Source organism: Nostoc sp. NMS4, from assembly GCF_017115095.1.
Taxonomy (GTDB): domain Bacteria; phylum Cyanobacteriota; class Cyanobacteriia; order Cyanobacteriales; family Nostocaceae; genus Nostoc.
Window position 1 is genome coordinate 13779 of the sequence record NZ_JABXKI010000058.1, and the last position, 23587, is coordinate 37365.

Annotated in this window: 20 protein-coding genes and 2 pseudogenes; 5 read left to right on the forward strand and 17 right to left on the reverse strand. The window is 41.7% G+C overall.

Translation table 11 applies throughout. The annotated features are described in order from the left end of the window. Positions 1-26 precede the first annotated feature (26 nt). The 4 genes and pseudogenes from HWQ37_RS02755 to HWQ37_RS02770 form a co-directional block, all read right to left on the reverse strand. A pseudogene (locus HWQ37_RS02755) lies at positions 27-185 on the reverse strand (YetF domain-containing protein); the annotation flags it as partial. After that, positions 184-1335, reverse strand: coding sequence for an RRXRR domain-containing protein (locus tag HWQ37_RS02760; RefSeq protein WP_292743458.1), 1152 nt, complete (start codon positions 1333-1335; stop codon positions 184-186). The pseudogene HWQ37_RS02755 and the gene HWQ37_RS02760, both read right to left, overlap by 2 nt. A gap of 207 nt (positions 1336-1542) precedes the next feature. After that, positions 1543-1938, reverse strand: a pseudogene (locus HWQ37_RS02765) (DUF421 domain-containing protein); the annotation flags it as partial. 85 nt (positions 1939-2023) lie between these two features. After that, positions 2024-3040 carry a YihY/virulence factor BrkB family protein gene (locus HWQ37_RS02770; RefSeq protein WP_292743461.1) on the reverse strand — a complete coding sequence of 339 codons (1017 nt, stop codon included), beginning with the start codon at positions 3038-3040 and terminating at the stop codon, positions 2024-2026. Positions 3041-3426: 386 nt separating this feature from the next. Here HWQ37_RS02770 and HWQ37_RS02775 point away from each other — a divergent pair, with 386 nt between their 5' ends. Continuing rightward, on the forward strand, positions 3427-4056 hold the full coding sequence (locus HWQ37_RS02775) for a type I restriction endonuclease (protein WP_292743463.1): 630 nt from the start codon (positions 3427-3429) through the stop codon (positions 4054-4056). 440 nt (positions 4057-4496) lie between these two features. On the opposite strand, the gene HWQ37_RS02780 is transcribed toward HWQ37_RS02775, so the two are convergent. Continuing rightward, positions 4497-6026 carry a YifB family Mg chelatase-like AAA ATPase gene (locus HWQ37_RS02780; protein WP_292743466.1) on the reverse strand — a complete coding sequence of 510 codons (1530 nt, stop codon included), beginning with the start codon at positions 6024-6026 and terminating at the stop codon, positions 4497-4499. Between the two features lie 422 nt (positions 6027-6448). Between HWQ37_RS02780 and HWQ37_RS02785 the strand changes: the two genes are divergently transcribed. After that, entirely contained in the window at positions 6449-8587 is a 2139-nt protein-coding gene (locus HWQ37_RS02785; protein ID WP_292743469.1) for a C2 family cysteine protease, read from the forward strand. A 198-nt stretch (positions 8588-8785) separates the two neighbouring features. Here the strand turns inward: HWQ37_RS02785 and HWQ37_RS02790 are convergent, their stop codons facing one another. From HWQ37_RS02790 to HWQ37_RS02810, 5 genes are all read right to left on the reverse strand, one after another. Then, entirely contained in the window at positions 8786-10012 is a 1227-nt protein-coding gene (locus HWQ37_RS02790; RefSeq protein ID WP_292743473.1) for a pentapeptide repeat-containing protein, read from the reverse strand. A gap of 580 nt (positions 10013-10592) precedes the next feature. Beyond that, positions 10593-12554: a hybrid sensor histidine kinase/response regulator gene (locus tag HWQ37_RS02795; RefSeq protein WP_292743476.1), complete on the reverse strand. Its 1962-nt coding sequence runs from the start codon at positions 12552-12554 to the stop codon at positions 10593-10595. Further along, positions 12554-13030 (reverse strand): response regulator, encoded by a 477-nt coding sequence (locus HWQ37_RS02800; protein ID WP_292743479.1) that lies wholly within the window; start codon positions 13028-13030, stop codon positions 12554-12556. Before HWQ37_RS02800 ends, HWQ37_RS02795 begins: the two co-directional genes overlap by 1 nt. Continuing rightward, positions 13027-15399 (reverse strand): PAS domain S-box protein, encoded by a 2373-nt coding sequence (locus HWQ37_RS02805; RefSeq protein WP_292743482.1) that lies wholly within the window; start codon positions 15397-15399, stop codon positions 13027-13029. Before HWQ37_RS02805 ends, HWQ37_RS02800 begins: the two co-directional genes overlap by 4 nt. A 4-nt stretch (positions 15400-15403) precedes the next feature. Then, entirely contained in the window at positions 15404-15583 is a 180-nt protein-coding gene (locus HWQ37_RS02810) for a transcriptional regulator (protein WP_292743486.1), read from the reverse strand. A 397-nt stretch (positions 15584-15980) separates the two neighbouring features. On the opposite strand from HWQ37_RS02810, the gene HWQ37_RS02815 reads away from it, so the two are divergent. Then, positions 15981-16361, forward strand: coding sequence for a hypothetical protein (locus HWQ37_RS02815; RefSeq protein WP_292743489.1), 381 nt, complete (start codon positions 15981-15983; stop codon positions 16359-16361). A gap of 730 nt (positions 16362-17091) precedes the next feature. Here HWQ37_RS02815 and HWQ37_RS02820 read toward each other — a convergent pair. After that, complete coding sequence (locus HWQ37_RS02820; protein ID WP_292743492.1) at positions 17092-17469, reverse strand: hypothetical protein; 378 nt, start codon at positions 17467-17469, stop codon at positions 17092-17094. Positions 17470-17692: 223 nt separating this feature from the next. Here HWQ37_RS02820 and HWQ37_RS02825 point away from each other — a divergent pair, with 223 nt between their 5' ends. Continuing rightward, positions 17693-18223, forward strand: a complete 531-nt coding sequence (locus tag HWQ37_RS02825; RefSeq protein WP_292743495.1) for an orange carotenoid protein N-terminal domain-containing protein — start codon at positions 17693-17695, stop codon at positions 18221-18223. A 65-nt stretch (positions 18224-18288) separates the two neighbouring features. On the opposite strand, the gene HWQ37_RS02830 is transcribed toward HWQ37_RS02825, so the two are convergent. From HWQ37_RS02830 to HWQ37_RS02855, 6 genes are all read right to left on the reverse strand, one after another. After that, positions 18289-19053, reverse strand: a complete 765-nt coding sequence (locus tag HWQ37_RS02830; protein WP_292743498.1) for an ABC transporter ATP-binding protein — start codon at positions 19051-19053, stop codon at positions 18289-18291. Positions 19054-19166: 113 nt separating this feature from the next. Further along, complete coding sequence (locus tag HWQ37_RS02835; protein ID WP_363318084.1) at positions 19167-19346, reverse strand: HNH endonuclease; 180 nt, start codon at positions 19344-19346, stop codon at positions 19167-19169. Further along, positions 19336-19596, reverse strand: coding sequence for a hypothetical protein (locus HWQ37_RS02840; RefSeq protein ID WP_292743501.1), 261 nt, complete (start codon positions 19594-19596; stop codon positions 19336-19338). The genes HWQ37_RS02835 and HWQ37_RS02840 overlap by 11 nt, the downstream gene beginning before the upstream one ends. A gap of 69 nt (positions 19597-19665) precedes the next feature. Beyond that, positions 19666-20688: a zinc-dependent alcohol dehydrogenase gene (locus HWQ37_RS02845; protein ID WP_292743517.1), complete on the reverse strand. Its 1023-nt coding sequence runs from the start codon at positions 20686-20688 to the stop codon at positions 19666-19668. Between the two features lie 107 nt (positions 20689-20795). After that, positions 20796-20981 carry a hypothetical protein gene (locus HWQ37_RS02850; RefSeq protein ID WP_292743504.1) on the reverse strand — a complete coding sequence of 62 codons (186 nt, stop codon included), beginning with the start codon at positions 20979-20981 and terminating at the stop codon, positions 20796-20798. A 58-nt stretch (positions 20982-21039) separates the two neighbouring features. Further along, entirely contained in the window at positions 21040-22110 is a 1071-nt protein-coding gene (locus tag HWQ37_RS02855; protein WP_292743507.1) for a glycosyltransferase family 4 protein, read from the reverse strand. A gap of 459 nt (positions 22111-22569) precedes the next feature. On the opposite strand from HWQ37_RS02855, the gene xth reads away from it, so the two are divergent. Beyond that, the gene (gene xth, locus HWQ37_RS02860; protein ID WP_292743510.1) at positions 22570-23352 is read left to right on the forward strand and encodes an exodeoxyribonuclease III; all 783 of its coding nucleotides are present in this window, start codon (positions 22570-22572) and stop codon (positions 23350-23352) included. Positions 23353-23587: the final 235 nt, after the last annotated feature.

Sequence of the window (23587 nt, forward strand, 5' to 3'; positions counted from 1 at the left end):
TACAACCGTCATATTTTACAGTTTAATTAATGTAGATCGCTTTTTAACGCTACTTTTTGCTCAGGGACAGGAGTAGTTTTTGAGTCCGACGTGATGATACTAATCCTACCGTCAGTTTCCATGTATGCCAATTTCACATCAGCCAAAAATTCCACACCTTGCTGACGTAACTTACTCATCAACTCATAGAGACCTCACGGGATGCTGGAAACTCAGTGTCTTTAGACCTGACAGCGTTGCGACACGGGTGGTTTTAACCACCGTGGTAATTAAACCAGTTGAACGTTTAATTAGTGATACTTTATTTTTGCTAAATTGACCTAATCTTTTCCAATCTTGATCGGATACCGATACTTGTTTTTCCGTGTCTCCACTAACCCATCCAAAATACGTTTTATTTCCTTGCGTAGCTTTCACATAGTCTCCTTTTCTCAATTCGTGTTTTGTTACTGTTCCTCCATATTTACGTCTAATTCCTCCAATTGAAGGAACCATTAAATGTAGTTGCCTACGACTAATTGGAGGACGACGCAAAATCGTAAATTGTGATTCTGTTATATTGACTTTACCTATCCAACTTGCACCATGACTTTTGGTTCCAACGCAAGATTTGTATTTAACGAATTCCGAACTTGCAAGTGTTATTGCATCTACCGCGTGAGTCTCTGGAATTTGTAAAGACTTATCTGACTTTTCTTTGTGCAAACCTAGATGCTTACGAAGATTAGATGTTTCCCATCCTTTTTTCAGGGTTACTTTAGCAATTTTAGATAAACGATCTATTTGATATCGTTGACCTACCATCACCGGACTAAAACTCTTATTTCCAGTCGCTTTTACTTCTTCGACAACAATTGTTTTTACTGGGTAAATATCGCACAACAAACTAATCACTCGGTATTCTAAATATTTATTAGCTCGAATACTCGGTGGTAGTTTAGAGCCGCGTCTATTATCAAATCTAGCTTTACGATGATTGCGTTTTGTAAAAGATAAATTACGTTTAATTCGTCTTCCACGTCTACCACGACGCATCATAGCTCGTTGTTCCATTCTTTTTTTGATTGATTTGAATGGCAAAACTAAATGCAGCATTTGTAATGTATATTTTCGAGATTGAACCCCAATCCCCGAAAACATTTTACCGGGGTCTAAACCAATTACTATATCTTGAGTTTTTGTATCAATTAAATAGACTAATAATTGAACATAAAACATTCCTAGTTTGTTGAATTTACCAAGAGCTTTACCTTCTGTAATCCAGCGTCTAGCACGACTTGGTTTTGTTGGCATCAAAGGTAAATTATCTTTTGAAATTACTGGTACTCTCTGCATGGAGATAATCCTTAGAGTAAAAGTTTAAGTCCCTTCGCTCAACGCAGTTAAGATGTCTTGCCCAAAGCAACACTATTAACAAGATAGTTTGAAGATAATCCGAACTAGGGAAACATTCGGAAGTTCGTACCAAACTGCGTCTCAATTGAGCTAGTCAAACACGTAAGACTTGTTTCTTACAAGCTCAGTGGCTTCAGCCCTGAGTTATTGACCATCTGTAATTAACTGTTGTTGCAGATGGCACTCAATCATCTGACCGTTTTTTACCAATAGCAAGGGTGGCGGATTCAGGAAACGTTGGAACTGGGGAAATTTGTAACCCAACCAGTTCAGCAAGTAACTCCAAAAAATTACTGTTCCTAGCAGGATAGCGCCTTCAGTAATTGATGTATAATTACTTGCCATAGCATTTTGGGCAGCTTCCGCAAATAGCACAACTACAAGTAAATCAGTAATTCCTAATGTTCCTAATTGTCGGCTAGGAAGTAGTCTTAGCACTGAGAACAGCGCTAAATAGACCAGCGACTCCCTGATAATTAACTCAAAGATGCTGATGCTAGGAACAAAAATTGCTTGCCAATTGATAAAAAACCATTTTTCCATTAGCACTGATTTTTTTCCTTGTTCAATAGACTTCTGGAAAAAATCCAGTATAAAACCCGAAGAAGCCATCTGTAGCGATCAAGGATTAAAATCGCTGATTTTTTCTTCTCTGCTTTAAGCGTTTGGGCTTCCTAAAATACTGAAAGAAGCGATTAATAAAGCGAGAAGATGGCTTTTTATTAGTCGATGCTTGTTCCCTTGGAGCCTTGCCATTATAGTTTGTGTTATCAGATATATGTACAGCATTTTTAGTTGGAACTATACCGCTTCCATGCCTTCGAGAATAAACTTGAGTAAATTCTGCACCGAAGAAAAGAATCTGTGCGGCATAGTTAACCCAAGCTAAAATTACCACCAGTGAACCAGCAGCCCCATAAGTCGATCCAAAGCTGCCATTACCCAAATATTGTCCTAATAAAAATCTCCCAATAGAGAACAAAACTGAGGTCAGAGAAGCCCCAACTAAAACATCACTCCAGGCAATTTTGACATCTGGTAGGACTTTAAAAATTAGTCCGAACAGCACTGTCGTGATTGCAAAAGAAAGGGTGAAATTGGCAAACTGCCAGATGAAATCGAAACCTGGTAACAAATTACTAAAATATGTTACTAATGTTGCTAATATCGTACTAATTACTAGAGAAACTAAAAGTAAAAAGCCAATTCCGATCACCATTGCAAAGGACAAAACGCGGAGGCGAATCATATTATTTATGCCACGTCCAGGTTTGGGTTTAACTTCCCAAATCGTGTTCATGGCATCTTGCAACTCAGTAAATAAGCCTGTAGCACCCACTAGTAGAACTAGGACACTAATAATCGAAGCGATCGCACCTGTTTTTGGTTGGTTAGCATTTTTGATCGCTGTTTCGAGAAACTTTGCGCCATCTACCCCGACTAAACCTTGAATTTGTCCGACAATTTGACCCCTTGCCGCTTCCTCTCCAAATACTGCACCTGCGATCGCAATTACAATAATTAGCAATGGTGCAATGGAAAAAATCGTGTAATAAGCTAACGCCGCCGCTAACCGTGAGGCTTTATCTTCACTCCATTCTTTAAACGTCTCTTGTAATAACTTCCAAATTTCTTGCAAATTCATCCAATCAGTCTCCTTGTAGGGGATGTTGCTTAGTCCCTGATATATTGGATACTGATTTGCTCAGTTGTGACATCCTCCCAAGGGAGTTTGTGAAGGGTTCTTGGGGAGGAATTTAGAATTTTATAGTGACAATGCGATGTCTATGACGGGCGTAGCTGCGGCGCAAATTGGCGATAATTAATAAAGATGCGCTGATGTTGATCCTATAGCAAAGTAATTTTTACCTAGTAGTCTGTCCCAAAAGTTTTGAGAGGTGAATCAGTTTTAAATTTATCTTCTTTACCTCTTAACTTTGCGCTCTTTGCGTCCTTCTCTAACGAGACGCTGCGCGAATGCGGTTCGTTTTCTTAACCCAGCAAAATTAATGAGACAGCCCACTAAAAGCAATGACACAGACCGCAGCGATTACCACTCTTGAGGATGCAGAAAATCGATTTGGTTTTGTTCGTGTTGAAAACCAGCAATTTTTCCCAGAGTGGTATGAGGGATTGTCTGAAATTACAGAAGCGGAAAAAGCCTCTGTGGATGTCGTGCGGCGCAGGTATCTTTATCACCGTGGCGGCGGTGATTTACTAGAAGGGACGGTCATATTGTTGTTGGTGTCACCAATACTTGCACTCTCTGGATTTTACGATCCTCCTTTCAGAATTAAGGCTGAATCATCCGTGGAACTAATGCTGAATGATGGCGAGGAGATACTGCGCGGACGGATTGATGTTTTAGTGTTACAAGATCGGTTGTGGGTGATGGTGTTGGAGTCGAAAAAAACCACACTCTCAGTTTGGTCGGCTGTACCGCAAGCCTTAGCTTATATGATGGCTAACCCCAACCCCAGTAAACCTGTGTTTGGGATGGTAACGAATGGAGACGATATTTTATTTGTGAAAGTGACGCAAACAAATACACCGCAGTATGATTTGTCAAGAGTCTTTGCTCCATTTGCATCCGCGAGAGAACTTTACGCCGTTTTGCAAATTCTCAAACGTATTGGTCAGTTAATTTCTCCTGCGTCTTAGAGGTTATTTGGAAAGCCTTGGCGTTTACCCCACCCTAACCCTCCCCTTGCAAAGGGGAGGGAACTGGATTTCCTGTTTCCCCCCAATACATCGGGGGGATTAAGGGGGGTAATTTGACTTGTGTTGGCATTTATTACAACTATTGCACGGATTGAAAAAGGGCTTTACAAAGTCCAATTATCCAAAACTATATTCGGTACTTGACAAAAGTCCTGGTTGTTGCGTGTAACCAAAATTCCATTCATCGAAAGAGCGATGCCTACGGCTGGCTGTGCCAACGCTGCAATCCGTAAATCCTGCCGACCAACTTTAATCTTTTGATTAGATTCCTATACAATGCTTGTGCTTCATTTGTACTGTTACTCATCTATTAGAATCATAGCTTTTGCCTTGCTAATTAGAAAAAGTGAAATTTGACGAATCTTAATTAAGAATTAGTATTACTGCATTCTGTCGATTGTGCGATACTGAATCGCCTCCGCCACATGATTAGTTTGTAGCTCATCTTCTCCCGCTAAATCTGCAATAGTTCGTGCTACTTTGAGAATGCGATCGCTGGCTCTTGCCGATAAGCCTAATTTTCTAATGGCTGCTTCTAATAAATTGCGGCTAGCATCATCTAACTTGCACCATTTCTGAAGATGGCGACTTTGCAGATGGGCATTGCAACGCAGATTTACTTCTCCTTGGAAACGGGTAATGGCGCGATCGCTTGCTTGTTGAACTCGTTCGCGGACTGATATTGATGTTTCTCCCGTCGGTTGTTGGGTAATTTCTTCTGGTTTCAAGCGATTCACTGCAACTTGTAAATCAATTCGATCCATCAATGGCCCAGAAAGTTTTGCCCAATATTGCTCGCGTTGGCGGGGAGAACAAGTACATTGTTGGATGGTATCGCCATAGTAACCGCATGGACAAGGATTTGTACTCGCCACCAAAGTAAATTGCGCGGGAAACATTACCGATAATTTGGTGCGGGAAATTGTCACATAGCCATCTTCTAAAGGTTGACGCAGAAATTCTAAAACATCTCGTTTAAATTCCGTCAACTCATCGAGGAAAAGTACACCTCTGTGAGATAATGATATCTCTCCAGGGCGAGGGAAGCTACCACCACCAACTAGAGAAGGGCCGGATGCTGAGTGGTGAGGACTGCGAAAAGGGCGATCGCGTACCAATGTACCACGATTTTTCAATAAACCAGCTACCGAATGAATGCGAGTCACTTCGAGAGATTCGGCAAAACTCAACGGCGGTAAAATTCCCGGTAAGCGTCTTGCTAGCATCGTCTTCCCGCTACCAGGCGGCCCGACAAAAATGAGATTATGCCCGCCAGCCGCAGCAATTTCTAAAGCACGACGCGCATGAGCTTGTCCTTTCACGTCATGCAAATCTGCGCCAGGGTATGATACTGTTGTTGTCTGTATTGTACTATCTATCTGCACAGGTTTGTAACGCCCCGGATTATTTAAAAAATCCACCACTTCAGACAGATGTTTGCAGCCGTAAACAGCCAACTCTTCAACCACTGCTGCTTCTTGGGCATTGTCAGCAGGGAGAACTAAACCTGCAATTCCCATCTTTTGGGCTGCTGCGGCGATGGGTAGTACACCAGCGACGGGACGCAAACTACCATCTAAAGAGACTTCGCCCAAAAATAGATAATCCCCCAACAAATCGGCGCTAACTTGCTCAGAAGCCGCCAAAATTCCCACACTAATCGGCAAATCGAAACAGGGGCCTTCTTTGCGTAAATCTGCCGGAGTTAAATTAATTACTATCTTTCGCATCGGAAAGGCAAAGCCAGTATTTTTCAAAGTTGCTTTGACTCTCTCTCTTGATTCTTGAATTGCTGAATCTGGTAGTCCCAAGACAACAATTCCCGGTAATCCCCCTGACACATCGACTTCTACGCCGACTTTGACGGCATCGATGCCCACAATTGATGCACTCCAGACTCTAGCAAGCATTGCTTATATAACAGTAAACCAATAGACATCTCTAGCAGATCAGTTGTTAGATTGGCATTAGTGAAACCACCTAGACGATTTCTCGAAATTACAGCAATTTTCAGGTATTTAGACCACTAGGGGCAATTCATGAATTACTCCTACGACAGATATGGTTCAAATACATCAAAACTGTAATTAATGCCAGTCCTCCAATGATTATGGCAATATTTGTTAATGCTTGGGTGATGTATTCGATTTTTTCTAGATTTGAAAATCCTTGAATGTTTTCAAAGAATGAGAAAATTAAACTTAATAGACATCTCCAAAAAAGAGCAAGAAAAATATTATTCAGAAAAGGCAAGCAAACATACATTTAAAAGTCAGATAATTATCTTGCCAGATGCCAGCAATATCGTTAGATTGGGAAAATAAGAATCATTATGACATTCCAAAGAATCCATAAAACTGCTGGGAGCAATGCCCAAATCCCAGAGAGAACATTCCCGTTGACATCAAGACCATTTGCGCCGATTACTAAACAAACAACACTAACTCCCCTTCGGCAACCGCAACAAACCGAGGGATTAGTTCAAAGAAAAACGAACTTGTTAGAAATCTCTGGTTTAATGCCACAGCCAAAAACAAAACGACCACAAGTAATACAGGCAAAGCTGACTATTGGGCAACCAGGTGATAAGTATGAGCAAGAAGCAGACACCGTAGCGCGTCAAGTGGTACAGCGTCTTCATGCACCCATGCCAACTCCAAACATCGATATGAGCCAGCCTCCAAGCGAATTTGTCCAACGCATGAAAGCCCAGACATTACAGCGAACACACGGGCATCAACAACCAGAAATATCAACCCCAAAAACGAATTTACTCAAACGAACAGCAGGTACAAAGCGCCAGACGATGCCATCAGAACAACTGCAACCTCAACAGATGCTTCAACAACGAGTGCAGAGAACATCTGAAACTGTTATCCAGGCAATGTTCAAGAACCCGCGAAAGCGACCACTGGATGAAGAAAGCGACAGTAGTGGTAATAAACGTCAAAAAACAGATACGACAGCTGCCTATGATGAAGAGCAAGAATTCCTCAAGGCGAGAAAATTTGATAATCCACCTCTTAGGGAAAAGCATAAGCCAGAAATATTGTGTCACAAGAATGACAAGTTTTATAAGATGAAAGATGGGAAACCAGACTTTAGCTTTGAATTTCTTTTCACGCGAGACAAAAGTTTTAAGGTGGAAACTCAAATCAAGGCTATGAAAAATGATTTTGAAGAAGAAGGTTATGTTTTCTACGACAAAGGCTTTCAGTGTGATTGCTGGGTAGACATAGATAATACTAGGACTGATGTAAAGGATATAGGCAGCGATTTCTCTACAATAGATGAGCCGCTTTTCCCAATTGATAATAGTGGAAAACCAATACTGCCATCACCAGATGATGTCAAACAAGGCAAAATTGGAGATTGTTATCTGATGGCAGCTATTGCAAGCATCGCACAAACTGAGCCTGAATACATCTTTACAATGTTTCGTGACTATGGAGATACGGTCGCCGTGCGGTTATTTGATGTAGATGAATCAGAACCTGAAAACCAGCAATTTACACCACTGTATATAAAAATAGACAAATCAGTTGTCAAAGACGAAGATGGTAATTTGGTATATAGTCAGGGTGCTTTGTGGGTACATATGCTTGAAAAAGCTTATGCTGTTGCCGGATTTGGAGGAGACTTATCAACAACGGACAATGAAATACCACCTTCGTATGAAAAGATTCATGCAGGTGTCAGTCGCTATGCTCTGATGATATTACGAGGTAGAAAATTCACTACGGCAAATATCTCGAATGAAGGAGATAAGATTAAGAATAAAAAGCTGTTGCTCTCAAGTCTGGAGGAGGTTAATAAATACCATTTAGCCAAGGGTGGGGATGTCAATAAGTATAAGGATTTAATCAGCTTTACAATATTTAAAGGCGATGTGGGGAAAATAGACAAATGGATGGATTGGCTGACCCAACAAAATGGAGTAGAAGCAGTAAAAGAAATTGAGACGATGATAACTAATAAACGGAGTGGAAGTTACAAAGAAGAAATCCGATTAGAAGATTGTGAAATGATTTTTGATGCAAAAGGACTTGATGCAACACTAATGACCGATCTTATGGATAATTATTTCCAAAGAATATTTCCAGGAAAGAGGGGAACCCACAGATATACAGACCAACAGTTAAAGATATATGAGAATATTAAAAAATTCATATCAAATCACAGACCTATAACTGTAAGTGCTCATAAGAACGTAGGTCGAGATATGACAGATAGTGATAGAGGCGAGAAAGAGTCTAAGGGACTGCTAGGAAACCATGTTTATACAATAATGGGCTGTAAAATTGACTCAGCTAATCTACGCTACATAACGGTTCGTAACCCTTGGGGAAAATACGGTCGAGCCTATAACATGGATGCAACCATAGGGAGTAAGGCAAAGGAAAAGACAGATGGTACATTCGATGTAGAATTGAGTGATTTCACAAAGCGCTTCAAAAGCATAGATTACTAGGAATCATATTTGATTTCTGAAAAAAACGGCGTTGCTGAATTGAAGTATGAAATTTCAAAATTCGATATTTCAAACTTTTACTCTCTGCGCCCCCCATTTCCAGAATTGTTATGAAGACTTTTGGTAAAAACTAGAGCATTAAGTGAAAACGGTAGAATGCGCCTAAATAACTAATGATCCTGAGATAACTTAACTAGACTACCGCCAATGTGTCGGTGCTTCGATATAATCAGGTAGGCGAGTGGTGCGATCGCCAATTGCCTCTTCAATCTGCTGTGATTTGACATTTTCTGAGCAGCTCAAGTTTGTTCCACAGAGGTTAGCTTCTTGGAAATTAGCCTCTTGGAGGTTAGCTGTACTAAGTAATGCACTTTCTAAATTAGCGCCAGCAAGTTTTGCCTTTTGCAAGTTACTGCCAATTAGGTTTGCATCTTGGAGATTGCTACCCTCGAAGTTGACTTCTTCCAAGTTGGCATCACAAAGAATTGCTCCTTCCAAGTTAGCATCACAAAGAACTGCTCCTGCTAAGTTGGCATCACAAAGAACTGTCCCTTCTAAGTTGGCATCATAAAGGATTGCTTGGGAAAGGTTCGCTTTTCTCAGAATTGCGCCTTGGAGATTGGCTTCTGGGAGGATTGCTTTTTGCAGGTTCGCTTCATAGAAGATTGATCCACAAAGACAGGTAACAGATAAATCTGCTTCGGAGAGGTTGACTCTGGTAAAATTGACCCATTGCAAGTTAGCCCCGGCAAGAATTGCTCTAGAGAGGTTAGCTTCTGTTAAGTCTGCATTACTCAGGTCTGTATTGCGTAAATCGAGTTTCTGATTGACTGGATCTTTAAATGAATCGCGTCGTCCAATGACAGTTAAAGCTGTTTGAATATCTGTAGGAAGTTTTGATGATTGCAGTGACTCATCCTCATAATCCCGATTCACCGGGGCATTCTCGCGGATAAAAGCAGCGAGGATTTCCATGATTGTCCAATGATCTTTTGGAGAATCTTTGGCAATTCGTTCTAAAGCATAAATTGCGGCAAATCGGGTTTCAATCTTTTCATTTCCCAATTGTTCAATCACCTTAGAAAAGCGTTCGGAAATATTTTCTGGTGGAGTTATTTGTGTCTGATTGATACAATTTACGATATTGTTATCCCAAGCTATTGTTCCAGATAGGAGTTGCGTTAACAGGCTGTGATTCTCATCCAGAGAGAGTCTAGAGGTATAGTAACCATTAAGAATTAATGCCAATCCCCCAATAATTATGGCAATGGTTGTTAATGCTTGAGTGATGTATTCAATTTTTTCTTGATTTGAAAATCCTTGAATATTTTCAAAAAATGAGATAATTAGAGTGAATGATAAAATAAATATAACTGAGACAAATACCAACAAAGTCGTGAGTGCATTGGTCTTTATGAAAGACATGTCATAAGTCTTCATATCCGACTCCTTACGGAAATAAATTTAGGTTGATTCTAAGAGTATCCGTAAAGTTATGATAGAGTAAAAATACTGATAAAATTGACTAGCTCTTAAATCTACTATATAAAAATTATCTATATATAGCAATCGTTAATCATTGGTGAGAAACAAAATTATCGATTTTCTAGAGAAGTCAGGGATCTGATTATTCCCCAATGATAAGACATCTGCTGAAATTAAATATGCGTTATCCAGAATCCTTGTAGAGACTTAGCACTGCGATGTTTCTACATTCTTTTCCACTCATATTTATTTTACAGTAATTTTCAAGTATTTAGACCACGATTGAGACAGAGAGTAGGGAATAGTGTAGTTCAATTACTTGAAAAATGCGTGTAAATAGAGCTGCATAAATTTTTAACAAGAGAATAAACTGCGAGACGATCGCGCCGTTGGGACATAACATTTTTATGGATCATCAGGAGTATTCCAGGCAATTAAAAAGATTATATTACTTATGAAGAATAGTTTAAATTCTGTGAGATTAATCAGGTTTATCTAATTCTCCGGTTGATCGCAAACCCTAAGTAGATTGAACTAAGTTAGAAATCGCCGTGAGCAATTCCTCTGGTGCTACAGGTTTAACGATGTGCTGTTGAAACCCTGCTCTTAGTGCGTACTGCTGATTGATTTCGCCCGCATAAGCAGTCAGAGCGATCGCTGGAATCTTTTTTGTGCCGATTTTGGCTTCTAGAGTCCGCACCTGTTGCATCAGCATATAGCCGTTCATTTCTGGCATTCCAATATCGCTGAGTAAGATATCTGGCTTTGACTGGGTTAGCGCTTGTAATGCTTCATATCCTGATGCGACTGCGGTAACGATCGCACCAAACTGCTCTAGGACAAAGCTGAAAAAGTCGCGGGTATCATCATTGTCATCCACAATCAGCACTTGTAAACCCATGAGGGGAGAAGGGGGAAAAGGGGCAGTTGCGGAATCAGTATTTGTGTCATCCCTGATTGTTGCACTGTCCTTGATTAGCGGCAACCTCACTGTGAAGATCGCTCCCTGTTCCTCGCCAGGACTTTCCGCCCAAACCGTTCCGCCGTGCATCTCAATTAAGTGACGAGCGATCGCTAAACCTAACCCTAATCCACCAAACCTTCTAGTTGTTGTACTATCACCCTGACGGAAATAGTCAAACATATAAGGTAAAAAGTCAGGGTGAATGCCCTTACCTGTATCACTCACACTAATCTGCGCCTGAGCGTCGATGCACTCCAATCGCACATTTACCTTTCCCTCAGTCTCAGTAAACTTGACGGCATTGGATAGAAGGTTCCAAAAAACTTGCTGTAAGCGGGCTGGATCGCCCAAAACTTTGCCCACACTGGGATTAAGCATCGTCTCAATCTCAATGGTTTTAGCCTCTGCTGCCAAATGCACTGTTTCCATTGCGGCTTCAATGGTGGATACCAGATCGACTGGAATCATGTTGAGGCTGAGTTTGCCTTGGAGGATGCGAGAAACATCTAATAAGTCTTCAATGAGTTGAGCTTGTAATTTAGCATTGCGCTCAATAGTTTTCAGGGCTTTGTTGAGCGATGGCTCATCAAATTTCCGAGTCTGTAACAGTTTTGCCCAACCGAGGATTGGATTCAAAGGCGATCGCAATTCATGAGAAAGTACCGCCAAAAACTCATCTTTGATTCGGTTCGCAGCCTCAGCTTCCGCCCTGGCTCTTTGTTCGAGTTGTAAAAGGCGATCGCGTTCTGATTCAGTGCGTTTGCGATCGGTGATATCAGTTAACATAGCGATCGCGCCTAAGCATTCACTCTGTTCATTCAAAATCACTCTTGCAGAAATCAGTGTCCAGATATACGAACCATCCTCGCAGCGCAATCGCCTTTCTTTAAGATCGCTCCCTTCTCCTTGAAACCACTCCAGTTTCTCTTCAGCATTATCAACCCGATCCATAAAATCAAATATAGAACGACCGAGGATTTCTTCTGCCGGATAACCCAACATCTGAGATATGCGCTGATTCACAAACTCTGTTCGGGCTTCCGAGTCAATCATCCAGATTCCTTCATAAGAGGTATCAACAATGCGGCGATACTTGGCTTCACTCTTCTGTAAAGATTCCTCAGCTTGCTTGCGCTTACGCCGCTCTTTAGCTTCCTGCAATGCCCGTTGCACCGAGGGAACTAATCGCCCTAGTCGTTGCTTCAATACATAATCGGTTGCGCCATTCTTCAAGGCTTCGATCGCTAATTCTTCACCCAGTACAGCCGAAACAAAGATAAAAGGAACCTCTGGAGTGCGATTTCGGGCAATTTCCAAGGCAGAAATGCCATCAAAAGATGGTAGGGCATAATCGGCAAGAATTAAATCGAAAGTCTCTGTTTCCAAAGCCGCTACGAAGTCAGCACCAGTTTCGACTCGGATCAGTTGGCAATTAATTCCCCCTTCAATTAGTATCGCTTCGGCTAGTTCTGTATCTAACAGGCTGTCTTCCAAAAGAAGAAAACGGAGGACATTCATTAGTTGCTCTCCTTTTGAGGATGAGGTGCGGGAGGTAAAGCACCAACGGGAGGCTGATTAATCACCGCCCAAAACAATCCCACACCCTTAATAGAATCAACAAAATCATGGTAATCTACTGGCTTGACAACATAAGCATTCACCCCTAACTCGTAGCAGCGAACTAAATCCGGTTCCTCGCGGGAAGAGGTCAGTACCACGATTGGAATCACTCGCATTACTGGGTCAGATTTGAGTTGTACCAATACTTCTAGTCCATCGACTTTAGGCAGTTTCAAATCGAGCAGCACTACAACAGGATACCCTTCCATTCGCAACCGGAACAGCCCCCGGCGATAAAGATAATCTAGTGCTTCTTCGCCATCGCGTACCACCACTACTTCATTGGCGAGATGGTTTTCCGACAAGGCGGCTAGGATTAACTCTGCATCGTTGGCACTGTCTTCAATTAGCAAAATTCGCTTAAGTTCTTTCATTCAGTCTCCTTCTTGGACAGTTTAGGCAGCGAGAAATAAAAAGTTGCGCCACTGTCAACTACAGCCTCTGCCCAAACTCGACCATTATGCCGATGAATAATGCGTTGCACGTTTGCCAATCCAACACCAGTGCCTTCAAATCGTGGGTCGCTATGTAGACGTTGAAATACTCCAAATAGCTTGTGGACATATTGCATATTAAAGCCTATGCCGTTATCTTGGACAAAAAAGATAACTTCGTTTTCATTGTCAATACTTCCAACAGTAATTTTTGCTGGGTTTATAGTCTGGGTATATTTTACGGCATTGCCTATCAGGTTGCGAAGCACCAGCCGCAGCATGGAGGGATCGCCTTGCACTTCTGGGAGTGATTCGATCTGCCAATGAATTGTGCGTCCTGGAGTTTCTGCCATTGAGTCGCGTTTTACTTCTTGTACCAATTCCTCCATATTGAGTTTGATATAGCGCATTTCCGTGCGCCCCATGCGAGAAAATGTGAGCAACTCATCGATTAATATTCCTGCCTGTTTTGCAGTTTCGGCAATTATTTTTAAATAGCGCTGACTTGTTGGATCTAAGGTTGTTGAGCTATGCCGCTTCTGAAGTAATTCGACAAATCCGGCGATGTGGCGCAGTGGTGCGCGCAAGTCGTGAGAGACTGAATAAGAGAAAGATTCGAGTTCTTTATTGGCGGCTTCGAGTTGAAAAGTGCGCTCTTGAATCCGTTGCTCTAGCATTTCATTGAGTTGTTGCAAGGATGCTTCGGCAACTTTGCGATCGTGAATGTCGCTGGCGATGCCCACCCATTTGATAATTTGTCCCGTGGCATCTCGAAATGGTAAACCCCGGACAATATGCCAACGATAGCTACCATCAGAAACTTGACGAAAGCGAATTTCTACTTCGTAGTCTGTAGCATTAGCGACAGCTTCCATTGAAGTTTTAAAGACGCGATGCCAGTGGCGGGCTACGCCTACGCGGTCATCAGGGTGAATCACACAAATCCAGCCATAGCCGGCAGTTTGCTCCATTGTCAATCCGGTGAAATCTAACCAGTATTGATTGCAATAGGTAATACCACCATCGCTATCGCCCATCCAAATCGCCTGTGGTGAGACTTCCGTTAAAATTCGGTATCGCTCCTCACTATCACGTAGCGCTGCTTCTGCCAAATTGCGTTCGCGCAGCGCAGCTTGCTGTTCGCTAATGTCAGCGACCAACGCCGCATACCCTTCAACGATTCCCTCTTTATTAAACTGGGGAACATAAATCGCATTAATATAGCGTGTTGCACCATCTTTATAAGAAATTTCACTTTCAAAAGTAACCTGCTCTCCTGCTAATACTTGTTCGACATAAGGACGAAGTACTTCATAAGCGGATTCACCCAATACTTCCCAAAGATGCTTCCCATAAACTTCTGCTGTGGAATGTCCAAACCACTCTTGATATGCTCGATTGTTGAAGCGGTAGCGTTGTTCTGAATCTACAAAGGAAATCAGAACTGGCAGTGTATCTGTAATCAAGCGAAGTTCTGTTTCTCGTTGCCGCAGTGCTTCCTCTATCAGCTTACGGTTGGTGCGATCGCGTAGCGCAGCTTGCTGTTCGCTCAAGTCAAGAACGAAACCAATGATTGTCCGATCTCCCTGTTTAGCAAAACCAATTAGAACCGGAACTAGAGAGCCGTCTTTGCGAATGTATTCTTGCTCAAAGGGCTTACAACTCCCTGTAATTGCCAGTTCTTGAAGCGATCGCTCACTTACCTCAATGTATTCGAGTGGAACGATCTCGCCCCAACGGATTCGACCAGAACGCAAATCCTCGCGGGTATAATTGAGCATTTTTAGAAAGGCATCATTGGCTTCAAAGATTAAGCCGTTCATCTCGGCCACAATCACCCCAATAATATTAGACTCTGTTAAGCGACCAAACCTCGCCTCGCTTTCGCGTAGTGCCTTCAGACTCGCCTCAGCTTGCCGTTGGGCTGTGCGGTGTGATTCGTTAAGCCAGCTGATTAACCCTGCTGTCAGCATGAACGCTACTAAGGGAACTACAATATTCAGATTTGTAATATTTAGCGGATAGAGTGGCTTAAAAAAGAAGTAATTGACTGCCAAAGTAGACAAAACGGTTGCAAGTAACCCTGGCCCTAAGCCACCGTACCAGGCACTCACCATCACCGCAGCAAAAAACAGCGCCGCAGGTGTTGGAGTGAGATATGGATTGAGTAGCAGAGTTGTCCGCAGTGCTAAGGCAACGGATAACAAAGCAACACCATAGCGCAGCAGTTTCTCCCGGATGAATGCGCCCTTGTCTCTACCGCCAGCAAAGATATTTTGGGATGTAGATCCCTTCACCTTACGACTCATAACCCTACTTTGCTTCTGGAAAATATTGATCTAGCAGTCTTTTACCGGGTTCACCCATCTTCCGTAACATTTCTTTTATTAGTTTTAGCGCTATGTCTGAAGGGACTGTATGCCCATTCTCATTGAGCTGCTGACGAAGTTCCCGAATTAAATCTAAAATTTCCAGCCGCTTTGTTACAGACATCTCTGTATTTTATCCCTATAGGATCATTGGTGATAGGTTAAGATAAAGTGCCTTTTGTCAATCAGTTAAAATACTCAAAATATTTTAATAAGAATGATAATCGTGTTGAGGGTAGGGGGAGGAGGTGTGACGCTCCTCCCCCTATATTTGATTATCATTATCTTTAATATGTTTAACTGCTTTTATAGGATGTTACTAAAGTTGCCCAACAATCACTCTTCAGTTTGGTTTTTAGTATTCCCCGCAGAGTTATTTGAGAATGTCTTTAAAGATTTGTTGTAAGAATTCAGGAGTCAGAATTCAGGAGTCAGAATAGTTGAAGAATCATCAAAACATTTTATGAATAAATATACTAATTATTCTAGATCCCTTATAAATTCTGACTCCTGACTCCTGGGTGCTGAATTCTTACGATTTGTTGCCTCAATTGCAATTTAATTGGCAACGAAGACTCAGACGACCATTACCAGATAGTGTTAAATTTGCACTTTGTAATTTTGAACTAATTTGGATTGCTGATGGGTCAACTCTAGAAGCCTTATTTCGGAAATTGAAAAGCCTGGAAGACCTGAAACTAGGGCAATTAGCAGGTAAAATTTGTAGGCTTATTGATTTAGTTACTCGTTTACCCGTTGAAGTTTGGTTTCACACTAATCCAGCAGCATCTGATACCAATTTTGAGGCGGCATTGCTGAATTTACTACCTGCTAAAACTCTGGTTTTACTTGACAGAGGTTTTTATCATTTTCAATTCTTGCAACAACTTATTAACCAATAAGCCCATTTTATTACTCGTTTAAAAGCTAAAGCATCTATTAAATACTTAAAAATTTTCAGTTATGACCATTCCATTAAAGACCGATTGATTCAACTTGGTACTGTTCGTCGCGGCGCACCAGTCCTGACTTTACGTTTAATAGAAATTAAAGTTGGTAAAACCAGCTATTCTTACATTACCTCTGTCTATTAAGTACTTTGCTGCTAAAGAGAATCAAGATTTAGGAGTTGTAAAATCGCTGCGAAAGCCAGTCTCCAAGCTGGATTTGTCTCCTTTTCCTGTACCCTCTTGACAAAAGTGCAATTACCTTAACCTCTCACGGATGATAGTATCCTATTTGTTCGGCTCTATTTTTACTTATTCGGCGAATGCTCACTGATTGATGTTTTACCATTGCTGAGTACAATGCTGCCCCCTTTTAGAGAGTCGCGGATCTCCAAATGCTTTTCCCTCCACTGCTTGCGCGTGTATTCTGATTTCCCACCCTCTTTTACTCCCCACAACTCCTTCCCTTATTACTTTACTTGGACTTGTGTGTACACTGTAGCCAATATATCGGGGGGATTAAGGGGGGTAATAATTCGATTAAAATCACAACATACCACTTTTCAAACATCCTCTAAAAGTCGATCAAAACAGTAGAGTGGGCAATGTCTACCAATACCGATAACATCAACTTTCACATTTGTGACATTGCCCATCTTCCAAAATAGCAAGAAATCAGGAAAACTTAATTTTGCCGTTCACCCTTTTCTAAAGCTTGTTTTACTAAATCATCACTGACATTAGTTGCACCTCCAGTCTGAGAATTCCCAACTTCTTTTGCTGACTCTAGGAAATCATCAGGATTACCAGTTGACTGTGTTTGAGTTTTTGTCTCTTGTGGCTTAGAGGTTTGATATTTAGGTGCTGTAGCTGATTCGGCTGCTGCTGCACCTTTATCTGTGCGATCCACTTCACTAACGCTGAATTTTTGTGCAGCTGCATAATCAGCATCAAAATCCACCGTTGGCGCTTTTTCTTGACCACTAGCTATGCTTTCGGCAGCTAATTGTGCATCCTGGGTGGAAGCTTCATTTAAATTGGGCTTTACTTCTTTATCAGCCATAATTAAAACCTTATGCAAATTTTTTATTGCTTACTTGGGCAATCATAGCAAAGCAATTCGCGGTTTTATTGCTTCCTATAGAGAGACTTTCACCTCTATTAAAAGGTAGATTAAAGCCGCATTTTTCCATAAATTTAACTCCTTCTATCGATAGTAGAATCTGATTCTCGAACTCTGGTAACTATTAGTTTGGCCTATGAAATTATTTTGGAGACAAATAATAATGACTGCAAGTTACGACAAAACTATTTCTCAAGCTCAGAGCAATGAAACTCAAAAATTGGTGGATGGGTTTAACGCCTTAGATACCGATGCCAAATTAGCTTGGTTCTATCTTGTTTATGAAAAAATGGGTGATTCGATCACACCAGCTGCGCCGGCGGCGGCTGAACCAGAGTTAGCGCCACTTCTGCTAGGAGATTATTTCAAATTATCCGACGATCAGCAACTAGATATTATGCGGGATATCGTTAACCGCAAAGACACAGAATATTCTCGTGCTTATGGGGCGATCAAAGAAAACAACCAGCTGCTAGTTTGGTATGCTTGGGCAGTAGCTATGGGCGATACGGTGGTGGGAATACCATCTAGCTACCAGCCAAGTAAGGCAATTAAGGATCTGCTTTCCCAAATTGAAGGACTAGATTTTGAAGAGCAAATTTCAGTGTTTCGGACAATAGCTGGTGAAGTGGGTTACACCGATGTTAAACCGATCGCAACGCAAGCAGAAACTGGGAAAACATCAAGTTTGTAATCAGCTTTGGCGATTAGAAGTCGCTACTACACAAACTAAAGTCCGCCTCTGCGGACTTTAACAAACTACGAGAAAGCTAACTGACTCAAGTCGGCTGGGGTGAGGTTGGAGTGTACTACTTGACCATCACGGAACCAAACGATGCGCTGGGTTTGACGAGCAACTTCTGGTTCATGTGTCACCATGACAACCGTGATTCCACTGGCGTTGAGTTCGCCAAAGATATCTAAGACTTCTTGGGTTGTATGGGAATCAAGTGCGCCTGTGGGTTCATCAGCCAGGAGTACTACGGGACGATTAACGATCGCCCGTGCGATCGCTACTCTTTGTTGTTGTCCACCAGATAGTTGAGTTGGTTTGTTGTTGAGGCGATTTGCTAAACCTACTCGCGTCAACGCTTCTATGGCGCGATCGCTTCTTTCTTTCGGATTCACACTAGCATAGACCATTGGTAGCATCACATTTTCTAATGCTGTGAGTTGGGGTAATAAATGGAATTGTTGGAAGACAAAACCCAGCTTTTTATTACGAATGTGTGCCAAAGATTTATCATCCATTTGGGCGACATCAATATTATCTAAGTAATAATGTCCGCCTGTGGGTCGGTCTAGACAGCCAATAATATTCATCGCTGTGGATTTACCTGAACCAGAAGGCCCCATAATTGCACAATATTCGCCCTCATGGATAGTCAAATTCACATCGTTAAGTGCTTTGACTTCAGTTTCGCCACTGCCATATATTTTAAAGATATTCTCCAAACGAATAATTCTTGATTTAGGGACGGGGTTAGGAACTAGAGAATCGGTAATTGAAATAGTGTTTGCCATAAGGATTTAGTTATTAGTTGGTAGAGATGCAATTATAGCGATCGCTCAATTAAACTATAAGAAGTAGAGAAATTCGGGTTTAAATTTAAACGCAAAGGGGCGCAGAGAATTCGCTACGAATTAATGAAATGTTGTACTAAGTTGTCATCTGCATCTGAGCCACCTAATGATTGTGGAACAAGATGATCGATTGTGAAGCGATCTGAACTGGAGCGTTCTGGAGAGTGGCAATATTCACACAGATATTTAGCTCTTTCGCGCACAAACTGCCGAGTGCTATCTTTAACACCCACGACTGGCAATCAGTTTAGCGTTAACAAAAGTTAGGATGCGCTCTAGTTCAGCAATTCCTGCATATTCTGCTTCTTCTTCAGGAGTCAGCAATTCAGATTTTCGTTTCTCAAGCAATTCTTCTAGACGAGTATGTAACTCATCTGTGAACTTGGCAAGGTTAACATTATCAACTTTCTCGATGGTGATGCCAGAGCGGAGCCATGATGAGGGTTCAATCATCAATACTGGGGTAATGACTTGAGGATTCATAGTACTTTAGCCCTAAATCTGTGGTGCTATAGTCATTGTAGTGTGACCTGTAAATTGGCTGCCAAAATACTAAGGAATCATTGCTACCTTAATTACTTTACGCGCCTTCATTTCACAAAACACCTGTTCTAAATCTTTTAATGGTCGCTGTTCGCTAATAAGTAACTCAAAGGGAATTTTGCGACTAGCTATGAGTGCAAGGGCCGATCGCACATACTTTGGTGTATTATGAAACACGCCTTTGATGGTAAGTTCGTTATAGTGTAGCTGTTCTGTACTGACGGTAATGCTAGTATCCCGTGGACATCCACCGAATAAGTTGACTGTTGCACCAGGACGGGCGCAAGCGATCGCAGTTTCCCAAACACTTGGTACACCAGTGGCTTCAATTACTACATCTGCGCCCCATCCTTGAGTAAGTTCTTTCACCACACTGGGAATATCCGGGATTTGATGATAATTAAAGGTCTGGGTTGCACCCAATTTCTGACCAATTTCTAGTCTGTGGTTATTACCTCCCCACAGCAAAACTTCAGTTTTCTCACTCAACGCCGCCACAAACATCAGCCCGATCGCCCCATCTCCCAAGACGACGACTTTATCTTGAGACTTAATATTAGAACGCCCTACACCATGTAACACACAAGCTAAAGGTTCCGTCATCGCTGCCAATTCCCACGGCAACTCATCAGGAATCGGCAACATATTATGTTCTACGATCGCTGCGGGAATTTTTAGGTATTGGGCAAAAGTTCCATTATTCCAGGTCAAATTTGGACATAGGGAATATTCTTGATGTTGACAAAAAAAACATTTCATGCATGGGGCAGAATTATTAGCGACAATGCGATCGCCTACTTGCCAATTTCTCACCCCTGCACCCACAGCAACAATTTGCCCAGCCGCTTCGTGACCAAACAGCGTTGGCGGTATCAGCATCCTGGCATGACCACCGCGCCGCCAGACTTTCAAATCTGTACCACAAGTTGTTGCTACCCTCACCTGGATTACAACTTCCCCAGCCGCCGGAGTGGGGTCAGAAACTTGCTCTAGGCGTAAATCTTCTTGACCATAAAGTAACGCTGCTAACAAAACTTTAAACCTATCAATTAGCTTCATCTGATTTTACCAGTTGCGGCTTATTGATAGGTTTAAACTAAATCAGTATTGATTTTGAGTAAGTTTTATATGTTGAAAAACTAGGTATTCACTGCTGGCTGGGGTACTACTCCGGTGTTCCGGGTTTCCACATTAGGCAAGCGATTAGCAGTTAATAGCGGTACTTCTTGTCGGCACGACAGGCAAAACCAATATAGTTCACCATGACGGGCATGACGCAGGAGGGAACCACCGCAGCACGGGCAGGTGTTGGCTCTTGTACTCATACCAATTATCCTCCTTTTAAAAAGTTGTTGTTTTAAGCTCAGTAAAAAAAGCAGTTGATTAAAACTGAATGTTGGCTGCATGAATGCGGCCATTCGATTCTATGCGGTCTTTAATAATTTGTCTGTAAACAGCTTCATACCCGTTAACCATTTGGCTAACACTAAAGTTGTTTTCTATGTGTTTTCTACAGGTTTGACGATTGAGTTCCAAAGTTAGTGGAATCATTGCCGCCATTTCGGTATAGCTATTGCAGATAAAACCTGTTTTACCGTGGGCAATAACTTCAGGTACTGAACCAAAATTCATGGCAATCACTGGTGTACCAGTTGCCATTGATTCAATCATTACTAACCCAAAAGGTTCTTGCCAGCTAATGGGGAAAAGAGTTATGGCAGCATTACCCAGAAGTTCAGTTTTTTCGGTGTGGTTAATTTCACCGAGATATTCGATTTGCTGACCATCTATGTGGGGAGCAATCTCTTGTTCAAAAAACTCCAAGTTTACTGCATCAACCTTTCCTGCCATTTTCAAGCGCCAACCGCTCTGTTTAGCAATAGCGATCGCATCTTGCGGCCCTTTCTCTGGCGAAAAACGACCTAAAAACGCTAAATATCGAGGTTCTGACGGTTGGGCTACATAAGGGTAATCTGCAAGCTCAATTCCGTTATAAACCGTGCCAACATAATTAAGATCGATTTGACGCTGCGAGTTACTAATGCTGACATAAGGTTGCTTTTGATGGTAGCTAAATGCGTGGCGGTTGTCAGTTGTAAAATTATTGTGCAGGGTGTGGACTGTAGAAGTTGCTGTTATCAAACTCGCTAAAGGTAATGCCGAAATCCCTACATGAGAATGGATAATATCGAACTGGGCAGCATGCTGGTAAACTTGGCTTAGTTCTAACATTTCATACACTGCATACTCTTTTACATTTGGGTCTAAGCGTAATGCACGGGGATAAACTGCTTCTAAATGAGCCAAAGTTTGAGAATCACCAGAGGCAAATAAAGTTACCTCATGACCGCGACGAACAAGTTCATCTGTCAAGCGACTCACTACCAGTTCGATTCCTCCATAATTAGGAGGTGGAACCATTTCCCATAAGGGGGCAACTTGAGCGATTTTCATAAGTTTTTCTGGTTCAGTCTATGAAATTGTCCTCAAAATAATGGGTAGCATCATTATTTTATGAGTAAAGAGCATTTGTACTTACTCTTTTGACATTTAAATTAACCTAAAAGGCTATCAAAGGCACAATAAAGGTTAACCGTACCGCAAATTTTCTACCGACAAATCTAACGGGCTATCGGTAAAAGTCAACCATGAGCTACACTTCTAACCGTATAACTAATCTATTATTTGTTGCATCTGTCTTGGGGATCATAATGATGTAGAATATTTTGTAGCATAACTTACAAAATTGAATATTTTGTAGCTGAAAATACTAAAATATTCAATGGGATCAAGTCATTAAAGCTTCGTTTAAAGGTAATTGAGAAAGAGAACAGAAATTATAAATATTAAGTAATTGTACAATAATTACATAATTTGTAATTAGTAATTTACAAAAATTCTGATAATTAACTAATGAAAATCGCTACTTGGAACGTCAACTCAATTCGCACTCGCCTTGAACAGGTTATCGATTGGTTAACCCTAAATCCCGTTGATGTTCTCTGCTTGCAAGAAACCAAAGTTGTGGATGTGGAATTTCCGCGATCGCCTTTTGAGCAGTTAGGCTATAACCTTTATCTATCAGGACAAAAATCTTATAACGGCGTAGCCCTGATTAGCCGCCAGCCACTCGTAGATGTCAGTAGCGGGTTTCGGGCAATTTTGCCAGATTTACACCACGAATGGGACGAGCAAAAGCGCGTGATTACAGGTGTAGTTGATGGTATTCGGATTGTGAACTTATATGTTCCTAATGGCGCGGCGGTAGGAACTGAGAAATACGAATACAAACTGCGCTGGTTGACAGCGCTACACGAGTATTTAAGATTGCTGGTGTTGTCAGAATCTGCAATTTCTGTGTGTGGCGACTTCAACATTGCCTTAGAAGATAAGGATATTCACGAGCAAGTGAGTACAGAAAATCACATAATGGCAACAGAAACAGAGCGTCAAGCCTTACGAGATATCCTGAAACTGGGATTTGCCGATGCTTTTCGCAAATTTACCACAGAAGGCGGAAATTATAGTTGGTGGGATTATCGCGCCGCCGCCTTCCGTCGCAACTTAGGTTGGCGGATTGACCATCACTATCTGACACCCGTGCTATATGAACGTGCTACAAGTTGCATTATTGATGTCGCACCGAGAAAGTTAACCCAACCCAGCGACCATGTGCCGGTGATTGTGGAATTTTAAATTGGGAGTTAGGAGTGCTGAGTTAGGAGTTAGGAGTTAAGAGTAGAGAGGCGAAAAATCTTTGTCTGTACAAGAGACATCTCCAGAAATTGGTTATGCGTTGCCCGAAATCCTTGGTAGGGACAATTCATGAATTGTCCCTACGTCATTTTCGGAGATGTCTAAGAGTTAGTAGTTGCAAAAAAAATTGTAGGTTGGGTGGAGGCTTTGCGTAACCCAACATCCTGATATGTGT

Bases quoted from the DNA above. Each gene is read 5' to 3' on its own strand.
- HWQ37_RS02780 (WP_292743466.1), bottom strand. From the start codon at position 6,026: ATGCTTGCTAGAGTCTGGAGTGCATCAATTGTGGGCATCGATGCCGTC.
- HWQ37_RS02840 (WP_292743501.1), bottom strand. From the start codon at position 19,596: ATGAATCCTCAAGTCATTACCCCAGTATTGATGATTGAACCCTCATCA.
- HWQ37_RS02825 (WP_292743495.1), top strand. From the start codon at position 17,693: ATGACTGCAAGTTACGACAAAACTATTTCTCAAGCTCAGAGCAATGAA.
- HWQ37_RS02790 (WP_292743473.1), bottom strand. From the start codon at position 10,012: ATGTCTTTCATAAAGACCAATGCACTCACGACTTTGTTGGTATTTGTC.
- HWQ37_RS02770 (WP_292743461.1), bottom strand. From the start codon at position 3,040: ATGAATTTGCAAGAAATTTGGAAGTTATTACAAGAGACGTTTAAAGAA.
- HWQ37_RS02820 (WP_292743492.1), bottom strand. From the start codon at position 17,469: ATGGCTGATAAAGAAGTAAAGCCCAATTTAAATGAAGCTTCCACCCAG.
- HWQ37_RS02810 (WP_292743486.1), bottom strand. From the start codon at position 15,583: ATGTCTGTAACAAAGCGGCTGGAAATTTTAGATTTAATTCGGGAACTT.
- HWQ37_RS02850 (WP_292743504.1), bottom strand. From the start codon at position 20,981: ATGAGTACAAGAGCCAACACCTGCCCGTGCTGCGGTGGTTCCCTCCTG.
- HWQ37_RS02775 (WP_292743463.1), top strand. From the start codon at position 3,427: ATGACACAGACCGCAGCGATTACCACTCTTGAGGATGCAGAAAATCGA.
- HWQ37_RS02795 (WP_292743476.1), bottom strand. From the start codon at position 12,554: ATGAATGTCCTCCGTTTTCTTCTTTTGGAAGACAGCCTGTTAGATACA.
- HWQ37_RS02785 (WP_292743469.1), top strand. From the start codon at position 6,449: ATGACATTCCAAAGAATCCATAAAACTGCTGGGAGCAATGCCCAAATC.
- HWQ37_RS02830 (WP_292743498.1), bottom strand. From the start codon at position 19,053: ATGGCAAACACTATTTCAATTACCGATTCTCTAGTTCCTAACCCCGTC.
- xth (WP_292743510.1), top strand. From the start codon at position 22,570: ATGAAAATCGCTACTTGGAACGTCAACTCAATTCGCACTCGCCTTGAA.
- HWQ37_RS02805 (WP_292743482.1), bottom strand. From the start codon at position 15,399: ATGAGTCGTAAGGTGAAGGGATCTACATCCCAAAATATCTTTGCTGGC.
- HWQ37_RS02760 (WP_292743458.1), bottom strand. From the start codon at position 1,335: ATGCAGAGAGTACCAGTAATTTCAAAAGATAATTTACCTTTGATGCCA.
- HWQ37_RS02855 (WP_292743507.1), bottom strand. From the start codon at position 22,110: ATGAAAATCGCTCAAGTTGCCCCCTTATGGGAAATGGTTCCACCTCCT.
- HWQ37_RS02800 (WP_292743479.1), bottom strand. From the start codon at position 13,030: ATGAAAGAACTTAAGCGAATTTTGCTAATTGAAGACAGTGCCAACGAT.